At 55.0% G+C, this 16,293-nt stretch carries 13 protein-coding genes and 1 pseudogene; 7 read left to right on the forward strand and 7 right to left on the reverse strand.

Annotation, left to right across the window (positions count from 1 at the left end; genetic code table 11):
- From RMSM_RS40805 to RMSM_RS08585, 3 genes are all read left to right on the forward strand, one after another.
- The coding region (locus RMSM_RS40805; protein ID WP_040764865.1) for a hypothetical protein at positions 1-194 on the forward strand (194 nt) is incomplete at its 5' end.
- 462 nt (positions 195-656) lie between these two features.
- Positions 657-3,485, forward strand: a complete 2,829-nt coding sequence (locus RMSM_RS08580) for a tetratricopeptide repeat protein (RefSeq protein ID WP_040764866.1) — start codon at positions 657-659, stop codon at positions 3,483-3,485.
- A 105-nt stretch (positions 3,486-3,590) separates the two neighbouring features.
- On the forward strand, positions 3,591-5,459 hold the full coding sequence (locus RMSM_RS08585; RefSeq protein ID WP_040764867.1) for a CRTAC1 family protein: 1,869 nt from the start codon (positions 3,591-3,593) through the stop codon (positions 5,457-5,459).
- 253 nt (positions 5,460-5,712) lie between these two features.
- Here RMSM_RS08585 and RMSM_RS08590 read toward each other — a convergent pair whose 3' ends face one another.
- From RMSM_RS08590 to RMSM_RS08620, 6 genes and pseudogenes are all read right to left on the reverse strand, one after another.
- Complete coding sequence (locus RMSM_RS08590) at positions 5,713-6,609, reverse strand: PSP1 domain-containing protein (RefSeq protein ID WP_008694239.1); 897 nt, start codon at positions 6,607-6,609, stop codon at positions 5,713-5,715.
- A gap of 347 nt (positions 6,610-6,956) precedes the next feature.
- Positions 6,957-8,234 carry a WD40 repeat domain-containing protein gene (locus RMSM_RS39685; RefSeq protein ID WP_008694241.1) on the reverse strand — a complete coding sequence of 426 codons (1,278 nt, stop codon included), beginning with the start codon at positions 8,232-8,234 and terminating at the stop codon, positions 6,957-6,959.
- A 76-nt stretch (positions 8,235-8,310) separates the two neighbouring features.
- Entirely contained in the window at positions 8,311-9,315 is a 1,005-nt protein-coding gene (locus RMSM_RS08600; protein ID WP_040764869.1) for an AAA family ATPase, read from the reverse strand.
- A 175-nt stretch (positions 9,316-9,490) separates the two neighbouring features.
- Positions 9,491-9,697, reverse strand: a complete 207-nt coding sequence (locus RMSM_RS08605) for a hypothetical protein (RefSeq protein WP_144057492.1) — start codon at positions 9,695-9,697, stop codon at positions 9,491-9,493.
- Between the two features lie 14 nt (positions 9,698-9,711).
- Positions 9,712-12,092 (reverse strand): annotated as a pseudogene (gene feoB / locus RMSM_RS36605) (ferrous iron transport protein B).
- Positions 12,093-12,229: 137 nt separating this feature from the next.
- Entirely contained in the window at positions 12,230-12,469 is a 240-nt protein-coding gene (locus RMSM_RS08620; RefSeq protein ID WP_008694248.1) for a FeoA family protein, read from the reverse strand.
- Between the two features lie 389 nt (positions 12,470-12,858).
- On the opposite strand from RMSM_RS08620, the gene RMSM_RS08625 reads away from it, so the two are divergent.
- From RMSM_RS08625 to RMSM_RS08635, 3 genes are read left to right on the forward strand one after another with little or no spacing between them, the layout of a single operon-like run.
- A complete protein-coding gene (locus RMSM_RS08625) occupies positions 12,859-13,605 on the forward strand; it encodes an RluA family pseudouridine synthase (protein WP_008694250.1) in 747 nt (248 codons plus the stop codon).
- Between the two features lie 2 nt (positions 13,606-13,607).
- A complete protein-coding gene (locus RMSM_RS08630) occupies positions 13,608-14,114 on the forward strand; it encodes a putative molybdenum carrier protein (protein WP_008694252.1) in 507 nt (168 codons plus the stop codon).
- Positions 14,101-14,517, forward strand: coding sequence for a hypothetical protein (locus RMSM_RS08635; protein WP_008694254.1), 417 nt, complete (start codon positions 14,101-14,103; stop codon positions 14,515-14,517). The genes RMSM_RS08630 and RMSM_RS08635 overlap by 14 nt, the downstream gene beginning before the upstream one ends.
- A 134-nt stretch (positions 14,518-14,651) precedes the next feature.
- Here the strand turns inward: RMSM_RS08635 and RMSM_RS08640 are convergent, their stop codons facing one another.
- Positions 14,652-15,932: an outer membrane protein assembly factor BamB family protein gene (locus RMSM_RS08640; protein ID WP_008694256.1), complete on the reverse strand. Its 1,281-nt coding sequence runs from the start codon at positions 15,930-15,932 to the stop codon at positions 14,652-14,654.
- A gap of 214 nt (positions 15,933-16,146) precedes the next feature.
- Here RMSM_RS08640 and RMSM_RS38300 point away from each other — a divergent pair.
- A partial coding sequence (locus RMSM_RS38300) for a DTW domain-containing protein (protein ID WP_144057493.1) occupies positions 16,147-16,293 on the forward strand: 147 nt, incomplete at its 3' end.

Here is a 16,293-nt window from a genome sequence, read left to right on the forward strand (position 1 = left end):
CGCCGTTACCCGCTTCGCCAGTCAATGACCAACGACTGCCCGATTTAGCCTGCCTGACGGTTTTGCCCGCAGCAGACGAAGTCGACATCACCGGCGGTATCGCGGAATCCAAAATCGGTCTGATGGTGGGGAACCAGCCCACGATCGAGCGTCCTCCCAAAGTCGCCTGCTTTGCCAGCGATAAATTTTTATAGCGGAAGCCGTCAACGGCTTGTCGATTTAGTTGTTTAACAGTCAGTCGCAGGCGTACTCGCATCGGTTAGTGTACGCCTATCGGATGACGGTCAAACGATGAACTCTAAAGACAGAGTGAATCGACAAGACGTCAAGACTTTCGTCGCACCGGCAAATACGCCCCGAATTCGTGGGAGTCGCCCCGGAAGGTTTGTCTCTGCCAAAGCTCTCTCTTTGACGACGGCAGGTTCTAGCATGGGACGCAAGTCCCTGGGAAATGAAGCCAATGCGCTGTCAGTCACGGAGTGACGACAGGACTTTTGCGGCATCCTACGGAAGCCGTAGAACGAAATCCGCTCGTCGCTTCACGACTCTCGATCTCACCTACCCGGGTGCCCGACAAGCCATATTTCCGAAGTGAACATCCCACGGGACGCTCATTTGGACGTCACGAATCAGCAAATCCATCAAGCGAAAAAGTTATGTCTAGTGCCACGGTGACCAGCGGCCCACCTGCCGCTGTAAAAAAGAAGAAGTATGTCCGCGCGGTCGGACCACGGCTACGCAAACTGTTGTACGTCGTTTTTGCGCTCGTCGCATTGCTGTACGCCAACTCCGGCTACTTGTCGCTGATCACGTTCTTGGAGTGGAAGAACAGTCAAACGTATCAGGATTTTTACTACCAATACATGTTCCTGGCCCATTTGGTGATGGGGCTGCTGTTGATTGTTCCGCTGGTTGTGTTCGGTTTGGTCCATATGTGGAACACTCGCACGCGGCGTAATCGCCGGGCGCTGCGGATCGGGTATGCACTATTTGCCACCAGCATCCTGATTCTGGTCAGCGGCATTTTGCTGATGCGAGTCAGCGGGTTTGATTTAAAACAGCCCGTCGCTCGCAGCACCGTGTACTGGTTGCACGTCGCTTGTCCGCTGATTGTCGTTTGGCTGTATTGGCTGCATCGTTTGGTAGGCCCCAAGATCAAATGGCGAGTCGGGCTGGGGTTTGCCGCCGCTGCGGCGGTTTCGATCCTGGCACTGGTGATTGCGCAGATGCAAGATCCGCGAAACTGGGGTGCCGTGGGACCGAGTTCGGGGGCTCAATACTTCGAGCCCTCTTTAGCCCGAACGGCAAGCGGTAACTTTATTCCTGCCAATACAATGATGCAGGACGAGTACTGTTTGAAATGTCACGAAGATGTGCACAAAGCGTGGAGCGACAGCGTTCACAAATTCAGCTCGTTCAACAATCCGCCCTATTTAGCTAGCGTCACGGGCACCCGTGCCCTCGCGATGCAGCGAGACGGCTCGGTTCAAGCATCACGGTGGTGTGCCGGTTGCCACGACCCCGTGCCGTTTTTCTCGGGTGCGTTTGACGATCCCAACTTCGACATGCTCGGGCATGCGACATCGCAAGCCGGAATCACTTGTACGGTTTGCCACGCGATCACGCACGTCAATAGCGTCAAAGGCAACGCCGACTACACGATCGAAGAACCGCTACACTATCCGTTCGCCTTTAGCGACAACGCGATGCTGCAGTGGGTCAACAACCAGTTGGTCAAAGCAAAACCGTCGTTTCACAAGAAGACATTCCTAAAACCGTTTCACAAAACGGCCGAGTTCTGTTCGACCTGTCACAAGGTGCATTTGCCGCTCGCACTAAATCACTATAAAGATTTTCTTCGCGGGCAAAATCATTACGATTCGTATTTGTTCAGCGGCGTTTCGGGACACGGTGCCCGCAGTTTCTATTATCCGCCCAAGGCTCAGCACAATTGCAATGAATGCCACATGCCGCGAGTCGCTTCGGACGATTTTGGGGCACAAGTCGACCCGGCAACGGGGCGACTGAGTGTTCACGACCACATGTTCCCTTCGGCCAACACCGGGATTGCCTGGCTGCGCGGTCGCGATGACGTCATCGAAGCTCATCGCGAATTCTTGAAAGACAACGTCCGCGTCGACCTGTTTGCAGTTCGCGAAGACGGTGAGATCGATGGCAAATTGACCGCTCCACTGCGTCCCAACGTACCGACGTTAAAGCCTGGTAAAACCTATTTGCTGGACGCGGTAGTACGAACGCTGAAACTCGGTCACTTGTTCACCCAAGGGACGGTGGATTCGAACGAAGTTTGGCTCGATGTCACGGTTACTAGCGGCGATCGCGAGATCGGTCGTAGCGGTGCGTTGAATGCGGATAAGTTCAACGAAGTCGATCCGTGGGCTCATTTTTTGAATGTCTTCATGCTCGATAAAGATGGCAATCGAATTGACCGCCGCAACGCCGAAGACATTTTTACGCCGCTGTACAATCACCAAATCCCGCCCGGAGCCGGGCAAACGGTTCACTACGAATTGGATCTGCCAGAGGATCTTGATGCTCCGGTGACGGTCGAAGTCAAAGTTCAGTACCGAAAATTTGACCAACGCTATATGAACATCGTCGCCAACGAAAATGAAAAGCTGGGCCAGATCATTCGTGGACATGAACCGGGGAAAGAGTACCGCAACGATTTGCCGATCGTCACGATGGCAACCGACTCGATCACCTTTCCCATCGAGGGAGTGGACGCCGAAGTCAGCAATCCCAAACGCGATATCCCCGAGTGGCAACGCTGGAATGATTATGGCATTGGACTGTTGCTAAAAGGTAAAGCCGAGTTGAGGCAAGCCGAAGAAGCGTTCAAGGAAGTGGAGAAACTCGATCGTTACGACGGACCCCTTAATTTGGCTCGCGTGTTTAACACCGAAGGGCGTTTGGACGAAGCGGTCCAAGCACTCAACCGGGCCAATCAGTATGCGGATCAGACGGACTTTCCGCGTTGGACTTGGGCGTGGCTGTCCGGCGAAATCAATGCGCAACAAGGTCGTCTCGAGGAGGCGGCTCAAAATCTTCGCAGTGTGCTCGAAGACAACACCGAAGAAATGCAGCGACGCGGATTCGATTTCAGCCTGGATATCGAGGTTATTAATCTGCTCGGACAAACGTTGTTTGATCTCAGCAAAGTTCGCCAGCGGCAAGGACGTGAGGAGGAATCGAGGCAATATGTCAACGAAGCGATTCAGCAATTCAAGACGACGCTCGAGATCGATCCAGAGAACGTCTCGGCGCATCACAATTTGCAGCAGCTGTACGAAAAGATCGGTGACGAAACGTTGTCACGAAAGCACAGCGAATTGCATCTGCGATACAAACCTGATGACAACGCGCAAAGCCGAGCGATTCGATTGGCCCGCGAAAAATATCCCGCCGCCAACCATGCTGCCGAAGCGGTCGTGAAATATTCGCTGACGCGGTCCGAGGAATAATTGTCGTTGATCGCTCCGCGATCTTACATTGAACTGAAACCGCGTTTCGATCGCGGGGAACGTCAATTCGATGCCGAGTCCAACCCATCTCAAGCTAGAGCTAATATGAATAAAAATGTTTTAGAAAATCACGACGAGACCGAGCATCTAGATGATGCCGCGATTGGGCATGCGTTTCGCATCTCGCTTGTCGCCATTGCTGTGTTAGTCCTCGTCGGAGCCACAGCCGTCTATTGGTTCTCGCAGCCCGAAGCCACGCCCGAAGTACGCGAAACGAAACTGGCTCCCGTGAAGATTCGCGAGGTTTCGCCGGTCGAAATTCCCAAAGTCATCTTCACCGACGTCACTGATGAGGTCGGCATCGATTTTGTCCACAACAACGGAGCGACCGGTGACAAACTGCTTCCCGAGACCATGGGCGGTGGTTGTGCAGTGCTCGATTTTGACAACGATGGCGATCAAGACATCTTGTTTGTCAATTCAAAAAATTGGGATTGGGATGTTGAAAACGGCAAAGCCGACGAGGCGGCCACGCAGACGATGGCGCTTTATCGCAACGATGGCGGCCAGTTCTCTGACATCACCGCCGGCTCGGGGCTAGACGTTTCTGCGTACGCAATGGGAGCCGCTGTAGGCGATTACGACAACGATGGAAATGTCGATGTGTTTATTACCGCCTTGGGAAACAATCGCTTGTTCCGTAATCTTGGCGAGGGCAAGTTTGAAGAACAGACGGAATCCGCGGGCGTCGGCGGTGACCAGGATCGCTGGAGCACCGGGGCCGGTTGGTTTGACTATGACAACGATGGCGATTTGGATTTGTTTGTTGCCAACTATGTCCAGTGGACTCGCCAATATGATCAAGCTCAGAACTTTCAACTCGTCGGTGGCGGGCGAGCGTATGGCCGTCCCCAGAACTTTGAAGGCACATTTCCCTACTTGTATCGCAACGAAGGCGATGGCAAATTCACCGACGTTTCTGCCGAAGCAGGCGTTCAGGTTCGCAATCCCGCTACGGGAGTTCAATTAGCAAAGTCGCTTGGCGTCGCCATCTGTGACCTCGACGAAAACGGCACGCTTGATCTGATCGTATCCAATGACACCGTCCAGAATCTGTTGTTCCGCAACACCGGCGATGGCAAGTTTCAAGAGTTTGGCGTGTTGTCGGGGATCGCGTTTGATTCGGGGGGAAACGCGCGTGGCGCGATGGGAATCGACATCGCCCCGCTGAGAAATGACAAAGCAATGGCGGTAGCGATCGGAAACTTTTCGAACGAGATGACGGCGTTGTATGTTTCCAAACGAGGACGGATGCAGTTTTTTGATGAAGCCATTTCCACCGGACTCGGGCCAAATACGCGATTGGAATTGACGTTTGGGATTTTCTACTTTGACTATGACCTCGACGGCCGAGTGGATCTGTTTTGTGCCAATGGTCACTTGGAAGAGGATATCAACCGAGTGCAACCGAGCCAGCACTACGAGCAACCACCACAACTGTTTTGGAACGCCGGTTCGACGCAAGGGACCGAGTTTGTCAAAGTGGATGCGGCGCACTGCGGCGATGATTTACTGAAGCCGATGGTTGGACGCGGAGCCGCGTATCTCGACTTTGATAACGATGGCGATCTGGATGTGTTGGTGACCGCAACCGGACGTAAGCCGCGTCTATTGAGGAACGATCTTGATCTCAATTATCACTATGTTCGATTCCGGCTACGAGGCGATGGCGAACAATCCAATCGCGATGCGATCGGGGCGTGGGTCGAGATCACGGTTGGCGGCCAGGTATTCCGTAAACAAGTGATGCCGACTCGCAGTTATTTGTCGCAAGTCGAATTGCCGGTCACGTTTGGATTGGCGGATGCCGAATCGATCGATAACGTGACGATCCAGTGGCCCGATGGGCAGCGGCAAAACATTGGGGCTGTCGATGTCGATCAAACGCACGTGGTGAAGCATTTCTCCCAATAAGGAAACTGCGAATAAACTGTAGCGAAAGTCGCAGAGACTATCGGCCACGCAAGTAAAACCGAAACTCTTGGCGAGTTTCGCTACGAAAAAATGCTTCACAGCTTTGCCCATAGGCTCTCTTGTCCCATGGGCTCCTGCCCTGGATCACCCTGCGCCCGAGGCTCCTGCCTCACGGTTTTGGGTTTCAGCAGGCGGGAGCCTGCGGTGCAGTGCGTTACCAGGCGGGAGCCTGGGAACGAGGGAGGCGGGGAGGCTACCGCTTTTTTCTCTTGCCGTGAGACTTTTTTTCGTTGCTGCCACGCTTGGTAATCGAGATCACGTCGGAGCCGGCCAGCATGATGCGGCGGCCATCTTCGGTTTTGATTGCCAATTGTTGCGACAGAATGTCCTGCCCCAACACGGTGGCACTGCCGTCACGTGTCAAGATTTGGCTGCCCACCGGCGGCAATTCGGCAGCCAGTTCTTCATAGGTGTCGAACTCGTAACGCAAACAACATTTCAAGCGACCACAGCGGCCGGAGATCTTCGTCGGGTCCAGCGTCGCTTTTTGCAGCTTCGCCATCCGCATCGAAACCGGCGGCATCTTGCTGAGATGGTTTGCACAACAGATCGGTTGTCCACAATCGCCGTAGTCGGCCAGCAGTTTCGCCTCGTCGCGAACCCCGATCTGACGCATCTCGATCCGCGTTTGGAAATGACCCGCCAAATCACGAACCAGCTGACGAAAATCGATCCGCTGTTCGGCCAAATAATAGACCACCATCCGCTCGCCGCCCAAGATTCGCTCGGCGTCGACCACGTCCATTTGCAAATTCAAACGGTTTGCCAATTTCTGGCAGATTTCGATGTCTTCGCGTGTCTTCGACTCGAGGTGCTTCCACTGATTTTGATCGTCCGCCGTCAACGCTCGCACGATCGATCCTTCGGTCGGTTCGGCAATGTGATCAACCGCTGCCGGTGTCGCCTCGCAAAGCACCGTGCCGATCTCCGTGCCGCGGGATGTTCGCACCACCACCTGATCGCCATAGCGAAACGACTGCTTCGCTTTCATCACGCCTAGAATCCGCATCGAACCACAGCGAACGACATATTCAAGTCGTCCCGAGGTAGCGTTGGGCTGAGATTCGGTTTCGGAGGGAGCGTTGGACATATTGCGGGAAAATTGAGTGCGTTAGACGCATATTGGACTAGGAAGCGAAGTGTGCCAGCGTTGAAACACCATGGTTGAAGTGCCTTGGGTTGATTGTAGTCGAACCCGATGCAGCGTCAGGCGAATACCCTCTACTTTTGTAGTGGGACTCGCCAGAGTTCCAGGTGCTTGTGCAGCAAATGCAGGAATTCTGGCGAATTCCACTACATAAACCTACGGGGAGATGGCATTGGACCGTTCGCCGTGCCGCAACATCATGGATGATGTTGCTGAGGACAAGGTCCCGTACCGCCCTGGCTGCGAAAAACACTTCGGGGACCAAAAGTCTTGGCGACTTTCGCTACCTACTACTTCTCTGCAGGTTTGCTTTCCTCGGGCTTCTTTTCCTCAGGTTTTTCCGCTTTTGGCTTCTCCTCTTTCTTCACTTCGGGCTTCGTTTCCTCGGGCTTCTTATCAGCGGGCTTCTTATCAGCGGGCTTTTTATCCGCTGCTTTCTTCTTGGCTTTGGGTTTGTCTGCCTTCGGTTTCTCAGCCTTCTTCTCTTCTTTGGCCATTTCCTTCTTTTCTTCTGGCTTGGCTTCTTCCTCTGCCGTTTCTTCTTCCTCAGGCTTCTTGTCGACGACCGGCGGCAGTGGTTTGCTCCAGCTGTCGGATTCTTTCACCACGACGATCCCGTCTTTGCGAGTGCCGACCATCAGCGTTTTGTCGTCGTGGAAGCACAACGCCCACGCACCACTTTTCGCCGGACTGACGTCGGATCCGACATCGTTCTTGTCGTTTTGCATTGGGAAAAACAGCTTGCCGCCGAGGTCCGCCGCAGCGGGTTTGCCGTCGCTCGAGACCACCAATTCGGTGATCCAATCACTTGCCCGCGTCAAACGAGTGGGCTTGGCATCCGCTTTGGCTTCGCATTGGTACAAGTTGCGGTCGCCACTGCCGATCAAAAGCTTTTCACCAGCGAATACGACGCTCCATGCAGGTTGGTCACTAATCTTGATCTTGCCACTGGCCTTCAGCTCAGGCCACTGGATCAAATGCACTTCTCCGCCGCCATCGGCTGCTGCGATCTGTTTACCATCGGCCGAAAATGCCATTGCGGTGACCGATTGGCCGCCCAACTCGAGCGTCTTGGTAACCTTGTTTTCCGCCAGATCCCAAACCATCACTTTGCCGGCTTCGTTGCCCGCGACGACGGTTTTGTCGTCCGGGGCAAACGTCAACGATTGGCACCATCGCTCGAGTGCTTTTTCATGCGTTTTGGCTTCCTTTGACTCGACATCGTAAATCACCAGATTGCCACGGTAATCAACACTGGCGATCGTCTTTGCGTCCGCTGTCGCGTCGACACACCATACGGCCGCTGGGTGGCTGTACAGATCCGTCAGAGTTTTAGGGTCCGAGACCGAAAACGATTTCACCTGCGCTTCACGCAGCAGCAGCCCGTCGGCGGTCGCGGCAACGTAGGTGTCGCCCGAAAGCGGGGAAATCGAAGTCACCCACAACGCGGCAGCCGCGTCTTTGGCGTCATCTTTCTTTTTGGCTTTGTCTTCTGCGTTGCCAACGGTGACGCCAAGGGCAACAAAAAGTGTCGTGAGACAAACCAAGTCAACAAATCGTTTGTTCATCGAATTCGCTCGTGGTAGGTGAGGTGGGGAGAAGGGAGGGGAGAGAAAATTAGTTTGTCAGTAGCGCACACCGAGATCAGTCGGCTTTATCAGGAACCTTTTCCAGGATATCCAATAACACCTGATCCGGCTGGACCCCTTCGGCCTGCGCTTCAAAGTTCAACAGCACGCGGTGCCGCATCGCGGGCAGATAGACGCGGCGGATGTCTTCGAAGCTGACGTTGTATCGACCATCAAGCAGCGCACGAACTTTTGATGCCAGCGCCAATGTTTGAGCACCACGAGGACTGCTGCCCCAGCGGATGTAGTCGTTGGTGGCTTTGACGCTGTGAGCTCCGTCGGGATGTGTCGCCAACGTCAAACGGACCAAGTAATCTTGGACATGCGGCGCCAAAATCACCTCGCGGACCAACGTTTGCCACTTCATGATCTCGGCACCGTCCATCACCTTTTCGATTTCCGTTTTAACACGGCGAGTGGTGCGGTCAACGATCTCGTTCAAATCTTCGCGAGAACTGTATCCGACCACCAACTTGAATAGGAAACGGTCCATTTGAGCTTCCGGCAACGGGTACGTGCCTTCTTGTTCAATTGGGTTTTGCGTCGCCAAGACGAAGAAGGGTTTATCGAGCGTGAACCGTTGCCCCGCCGCTGTCACGGTTCCTTCTTGCATCGTTTCGAGCATCGCGGACTGTGTTTTCGGCGTTGCTCGGTTGATTTCGTCCGCCAACAAGATTTGAGTAAACACGGGACCACGTTGGAACTCGAACTGACGTCGTCCGTGCTCGTCCTCGTTGATCATGTTGGTGCCCAGGATATCGGCGGGCATCAAGTCGGGCGTGAATTGGATGCGGTTAAAGTTCAACTCGAGGACTTCGGCAAGCGTTCGCACCAGCATCGTTTTCCCGAGGCCGGGAACGCCCTCGAGCAGGCAGTGGCCGCCACATAACATCGCCGTCAACACGCCATGAACGATGTCGTCGTGACCGACGATCACCCGGCCAATCATGTCACGCACGGCTCCGTAACGCTTGCGAAACTCTTCCGCTTGGCTCTGCATCGACTCGACAGTGGTGCTCATGTTGCGTTTGACAAAGAAAGGGAGGAACGAAATAACCGGACGTTCGGTGCCCGATTCTAACGAAATTCCAAGCCGCGTGGGGTAACCCACCCCTGCATTTTTGTCATGCCAAAATGGGGAATAGGCGTCCAGCATGTCATCAAACGCAATCCCCCAAAATCAGCGTCCGCACGTGCTAACGCGAATCACGCTTAGGACGGCTCAACTGAACCAAATTGTTCTCGGCTTTGGTCGCAGGGTTTTTGGGGCAATTGCCACAGCCCACCGAGTCCGCCGGATTATTGCCCAACCCTTTGCGGACCGTCGCAACCATCCCCCGCAATAGCCACAAGGCGGCTGCGATGACGATACAGATCGAAATTACGGTTTGCCAATCGATCACGATGTCCAACTCTCTTAGAAAAACCGCGTGCCGACTTGATAAGTCAGCATGGCACCAAAGTACGCCAGCACGGTCATGTACGAAAAACTGAGCACGGGCCAGAACCACGAATTGGTTTCTCGTTTGATCACCAACAGCGTGCTGACACACTGAGCACACAGGGCAAAGAACACCATGATCGATAGCGCCACCGGCACCGTGAAGACCGGGCTGCCATCAGGCCACTTCGATGCTCGCAGCGCCGACATCAAACCATCGTCCTCTTCGTCGACGTCGCCACCGAGACTGTAGATCGTTCCCAGTGTAGCAATGATCACCTCGCGTGCCGGGAAACTTGCGACCGCGCCGACACCGATTCGCCAGTCCCATCCAAGCGGCTTGACCACCGGTGCAATTACATGACCGATTTGTCCAAGCGCACTATTCTCTAATAGCGTCGCACTCAACACGCGATGCTCGGCTTCGAGTGATTCAATCTGAGCCGCAATTTCTTCTTCTTCGAGTTCGGGCGTCTCCGCAACGATTGCTTCATCGCGGGTCGGTTCGATCGCCGCCGGTTCATTCGTAGTCGCTTGGATCGATTCGAGCCGCTCAAGCTCTCGCTCGATTTCAAATTGTCGCGAGTGGTCTCCCGGCCAAAAACCAGCGAACCAAATCACAATTGACGCGGCGAAAATCATCGTGCCGGCACGGACCACAAACGCTTTGCTTGCTTCCCAAACACGTGAAAACAACACGCTCGCCGAAGGGACTTTGTACTCAGGCAGCTCCAGCACAAACGGCGCGACTTCGCCTCGCAGCAACGTCCGTTTCAGTAGCCACGCAATCGGAATCGCCACCACAACGCCGACCAAATACATCGCCATCAACACCAGAGCCTGCGTCGACAACAATCCGCCCACGTAGCTAGCACTCGGGATGAACGCGCCAATCAGCAACAGGTAAACGGGCAATCGAGCACTGCAGCTCATTAGCGGCGCGACCATGATCGTGGCAAAGCGGTCGCGGCGGTTTTCGATCACGCGAGTCGCCATCACGCCGGGGACCGCACAGGCAAACGAACTCATCATCGGCAAAAACGACTTGCCGCTCAGCCCGAACAGTGTCATCACGCGGTCGACCAAAAAGGCGGCTCGCGCCATGTAGCCGCAATCTTCCAATAACGCCAGAAAGAAAAACAGTAATGCGATCTGCGGCAGAAAAATCAAGACGCCACCGACCCCGGCGATCACGCCGTCCACCAACAAGCTTCTCAGCATGCCCGGTGGCACAATGGCGGTGACCCAGTCCGATACGAGTCCCGTGCCATATTCGATCGCATCCATCGGGTACGACGAAAACGAATAGATGCACTGGAAAATCAGAAACATCATCGCAAAAAAGCAAACCAATCCGACCACGCGGTGCGTCAACACGGCGTCCAACAGATCGGTTGCGTTGCGTGGTTTACCAAGTTTGGTCGAGACCACGTTTTGCAGACTGCGTGCGGCCCACGAATAGCGGGCACTGCACTCCATGTCGATCGGATCACCCACTTTGTCGGCCAGCTTTTCTCGCGCCGCACTGATCGCGGGCAATACCGCAGCCCCCAGGCTACGGACCGCTCGTCGTTCCGCTTCGCCACCGCGATCCAGCAACATCCGTTCGATCAAATACTGATCGGGCAGAACCGACTCGGTCGCCGCGCGATGCGAGATTGATTCGGTGGTGCAAGCCCGCGAAACCAGCTCGCTCCGCAACTCGCTGCAAACCTCGTAGAACTCACTTGGCAGCGGACGGTCACGGTGCTTCAGATGGACCGATTCGGAATCGGTTTGTTCGAGTTCCTTGCGGATCGCCGACTTCAATTCGTCGATTCCGGTTCGCCGCGATGCACTGGTGCAAACCACCGGCACGCCGAGATTCTTGGACAATTGATCGACATCGATCACAAAGCCGCGTGCGTCGGCCGTGTCGATCATGTTCAATGCGATGATCGCGGTTTGCCCAGCTCAAGCACCTGGCTGACCAAGAACAAGTTTCGTTGCAGCACCGTCGCGTTGACCACGCACACAATCACGTCGATCGGCGATTCGGATTCGACATCGCCCGTCAAAACCTCGACCGCTACCAATTCGTCGGGGGAACGCGGGGCTAAGCTGTAGGTGCCCGGCAAGTCAACCAGATCGATGACCCGGCGGTCGCTGTCGTCAGCGGGCCCGCCCAGATTACAGCGTCCGATTTTCTTTTCGATCGTGACGCCTGCGTAATTGCCTGTGCGGACATTCATCCCCGCCAGTGCATTGAACAGCGTGCTCTTGCCCGTGTTGGGGTTGCCAACGAGCGCGACGCGGGAGGTTGCTTTTGCAGCCGTTTTTCCCGACGAGGGCAAAGTGGGATTGGCGGAACTCGCCATTGATTTATTCTGCGTCCTAGGAAGGTCGTGCCGAGTGAAAGAAATACTCTGGCAAAAAGGAAGGTGGGAGAGAGCGCGTGTTCATCAGGGGGCTGTTCATCTGGGAGGCTGGCCGCTCTGCGAAACAAACTCGGTCGCTATGAAACCAACGCCGCTTCCGCGATCGGTTCAATATAGACGCGACGAGCTTCACCACAACGAACGGCAATCCGGCTGCCCTGGACCGAGCATTTCAGCGGATCGCCCAGCGGCGCCGAGCGAAGGAATTGAACGGATTGACCAGGAACAAATCCCATCTCTCGCAAACGGGATGCAATGCCATCAAATCCGTCAATGCGGACAATTTTTGGCCATTTGTCCCGGTTGCAGCTGATCAAGTGTCGTCACAGTCACGCCTTATCCTTTTATTGAGAATCAGTCTCAGTAAGCCTGATTGTGAACATCTCGCTTGCGGTTGTCAAGACAGCCCAAGTTTTGAACGCATTGCCCGCTCAAAATCGAGTGTCGCGGAACTCTCGTCACGACATTTCCTCCCATCCGCGATTCAAATAACGTTTGCCTGTGGCGGCAATCGTGACGTGGTTGCGGGACTTTACCCACGCGGATTCCCCATGTGAGCCGATTCCGCAGCGAAGATTTCGCCAGGAATTGCCGCAATGCCCTACGTTTCCTTGCCTTGGGGCACTACAACCAACGTAATTGCCATTCGGCATCTTGCATTTTCTGATCTTCACCCTTCTCCCCATTCTCAACACGCTCGACCCTCATGTCCGATCTCGACATTCTTTTCGAAGACAACCACCTGCTGGTCATCAACAAACCAGCGGAACTGATCACGATGGGAGCTGAGACGGGACCGACGCTTCACATATACGCCACGGAATACCTGCGTAAACGCTACAACAAGCCAGGCCGTGCGTATTTGGGGATCGTCAGCCGATTGGATTCGATGACCAGCGGCGTGATTGTGATGGCGAAAACCAGCAAGGCTGCATCGCGGTTAACGCCCCAGTTTTCGGGTCAAGGCAAGGATCTTGCCTCCAAAACCTACCTCGCCGTGCTGGAGGGATGTTTGGACGCCGAGTATGGCGAGTTGGTTGACCATGTTGCCAAAAACGATTCGGCGCGTCGCATGGAAATCGTGCCAAAGCAGCGGGATGGAGCCCAGCTCGCTCGGCTACGCTACGTTTGTCTCGCCGCCACACCCGATGCATCGCTCGTCGCAGTGCGGCTGTTGACCGGACGCAAGCATCAGATTCGGTTGCAATTCGCCCATCTCGGTTTTCCCGTTTGGGGCGACCGAAAATATGACGCTGGCAACCCGTTCGAATCGGGGATCGCGCTGCATAGCTGGAAACTTGAAATCACTCATCCGACGCTCCGAGAGCGAGTTGGGTGGTCCGCTCCGCTACCGGAATCGTGGCAAAAATTTGGTAAGCTGATTCCATCGCGACGAAATCTCGTACTGGACAAATCGATGGAAGCGAAGCTGGGAACGCCCGAGCAGCGGTAGTCATGGCCAAAAAAATGTCGTCCAAGCCCAATCACGCCACCAAACCACGACTCTGGCCAACGAAGATTGTTTCTGGTGGCCAAACCGGTGTCGATCGTGCGGGGCTGGATGTCGCGATCGCTTTGGGGATCGAGCATGGCGGTTGGTGCCCGGCAGGCCGGCTGTCCGAAGACGGCAGCATTCCGAGCCGCTACGAGATGCAAGAAATGCGATCCAAAGAGTATCCGCCGCGAACCGAACAAAACGTGATCGACAGCGACGCCACGTTGATCTTGTACGAAAAAAAACTTCGCAGCGGCACGCTGCTGACGCGGCGAATTTGCGACCGATTGGGCAAGGCGTATCTGTTGGCGAAATTGGATGTTGACCCGCCCACTAAAATCCAACGTTGGCTGGCCCAGCAAAATCCGGCAACGCTGAACATCGCCGGACCGCGTGAAAGTTCGTCACCGGGGATCTACGATCGCTCGTTCGCATTTCTGATCAACGTCTTTAATGAACATCCCTGACACGCTCTTGCTGCTCAAACCGCTTGTCGATTCCGGATTGTTCGTGCTGATTTGGCTGGTCCAGTGGATCATCTATCCTTCGTTTGAATTTTGCCAGCCTCATCGATTTAAATCGTGGCACTCACGTTACACGACTCTGATTTCGTTCTTTGTCATCCCGCTGATGTTCGCGCAAGTTGGGATGCATGGCTGGACAATCGTCTCGTCCCCCAGCATCGCGGGAGCGGTCGCGTTGCTCTGTATCACCATCGCTTGGGTTTCGACGTTCACGCTCAGCGTCCCCTGCCATAACCGCTTGCAACAATATGGCTACGACGTTGCCACGATTCGCCGTTTGGTCCACACCAATTGGATTCGCACCGCCGCTTGGACCATCGTGCTGGCAACTACCATTTTCTCGTAGCATCCTTCGCCAACAGGTGGTGATTCGCATTGTCGCGGCCACCACCCACGCTCTGTTGAACGGTGTCATCACCTGTATCGCTATGAAACACAAATGCCGTCATCTGCCGCCTGCAAATGCATCATGTCGCGATTCTACTTCGCCACACAAAACAGATGTTCTTCGCCGCGGATGAACATTTCATTGTCAACGATTGCGGGCGTCGCATCAACTGTTTCGCCCATCGAACTCGTGGCCACCACCTTTAGCGTTGGCGAATCTTCGATCACCACGACCGACCCGTTGCGGTCAAACAAATAGACATAGCCTCCCGCAGCTACGGGGGATGCATAGATGTTTTGCAGCCCTGGCAATCGCTGCGTGCTGTAAAACAGTTTCCCCGTCTTGGCATCCGCACACGACAACAATCCCGATTTGCCTTTGTAGAAATAGATGCGTCCGGACGACAGCAGCGGCGAAGCGATATCAGGCGTGTCGCGATCCAAGTGCCACACCACGTTGCGGGTTCCTTCGATGTCGCCGCGGCCGTCCAGCTCGAATGCGCCCAAGAACGCACCGCGAAATCCGCTGCCAATGTAAACGATTCCATCAGCGTACACGGGACTCGCTGCAGGACGCTGGGTTTGCCCCCCGCAGGACCACAACTCTTTGCCCGTTTCCAAGTCATAGCTGCGAGCCGTTGTATCGCCGTTCATGATCACTTGTCTTTTGTCATCCGACGGAACCACCAGCGGCGTGGCCCAGCCGGTGGGTTCTTCGCGATCGGTTTTCCAAATCGTCTTGCCCGTTCGCTTGTCCAATGCGTACAGCGCCGAATCGCCTTCGTGGTCCCAAGGCAACAAGATCATCTCGCCTTCGATCGTGGGCGAGCTGCCTTCGCCAAACGAGTTTCGCGTTTGCATCTTGCCGAAATCGTCACGCTTCCACACCAATTGGCCATCCATTGTGTAGCAGTACAGACCGCGCGAACCAAAGTGCGCGTACACGTGTTCGCCGTCGGTACAGGGCGACGCGGATGCAAAACTGTTCGTCGCATGCGTCGGCTCATGAGGCGTCGACGTGGTGGCAACCGCATCCCAAACCAATTTGCCGCTACCGCGGTCAAAACAAAGCACCTTGAAATTCAAACGAGGCAGTCGGTCTGAGCGGTTCGGATTGCTCGCCGGTTCGCTGGTCACGACAAACACGCGGTCCTCCCACACCACCGGCGAACCGGAGCTGCGACCCGGGATCTTGACTTTCCATTTCACATTTTTGCGACTATCAAATTCAACCGGCGGGTTGGCATCCGGCGCGACTCCGTTACCCGTCGGCCCACGCCAATGCGCCCAATTGTCGGCATGGACATCAGCAATCATCGACTGTGAAAAACACAGCAAGCTTGCCAAACCGGCAATCCAGATCGAACGATTCATAAAAATTTTACTCAGTGATAACGGGGGCGATGACTTCGAGGCTCGAAGAAGTTGGACATCGAGGATGGATGACGACTCGGTCTTGTCGGCGGATTGCGATCGGATTGGGGGAAGGCAGGCCGGCATTTTACAGTACACTACGGCCAGGGTCATCAAGGTCCCCTTGCTCGGCTGATCCTCTAATTCACTTGTTTTTCTCTATTCACCGTCATCGATGCCTGCTTTGCAAACCCGACCCTCCAAGGACGCTGAACCACGTTGCTATCGCTGTTTCCGGCCGGCAGACGCATGTTTTTGTGAAGTGATCCCTGCCGTCGACAACCTCACCGACGTCTTGATTCTGCAGCATCGCCGCGAGCGG

The organism is Rhodopirellula maiorica SM1, from assembly GCF_000346295.1.
Classification (GTDB): domain Bacteria; phylum Planctomycetota; class Planctomycetia; order Pirellulales; family Pirellulaceae; genus Novipirellula; species Novipirellula maiorica.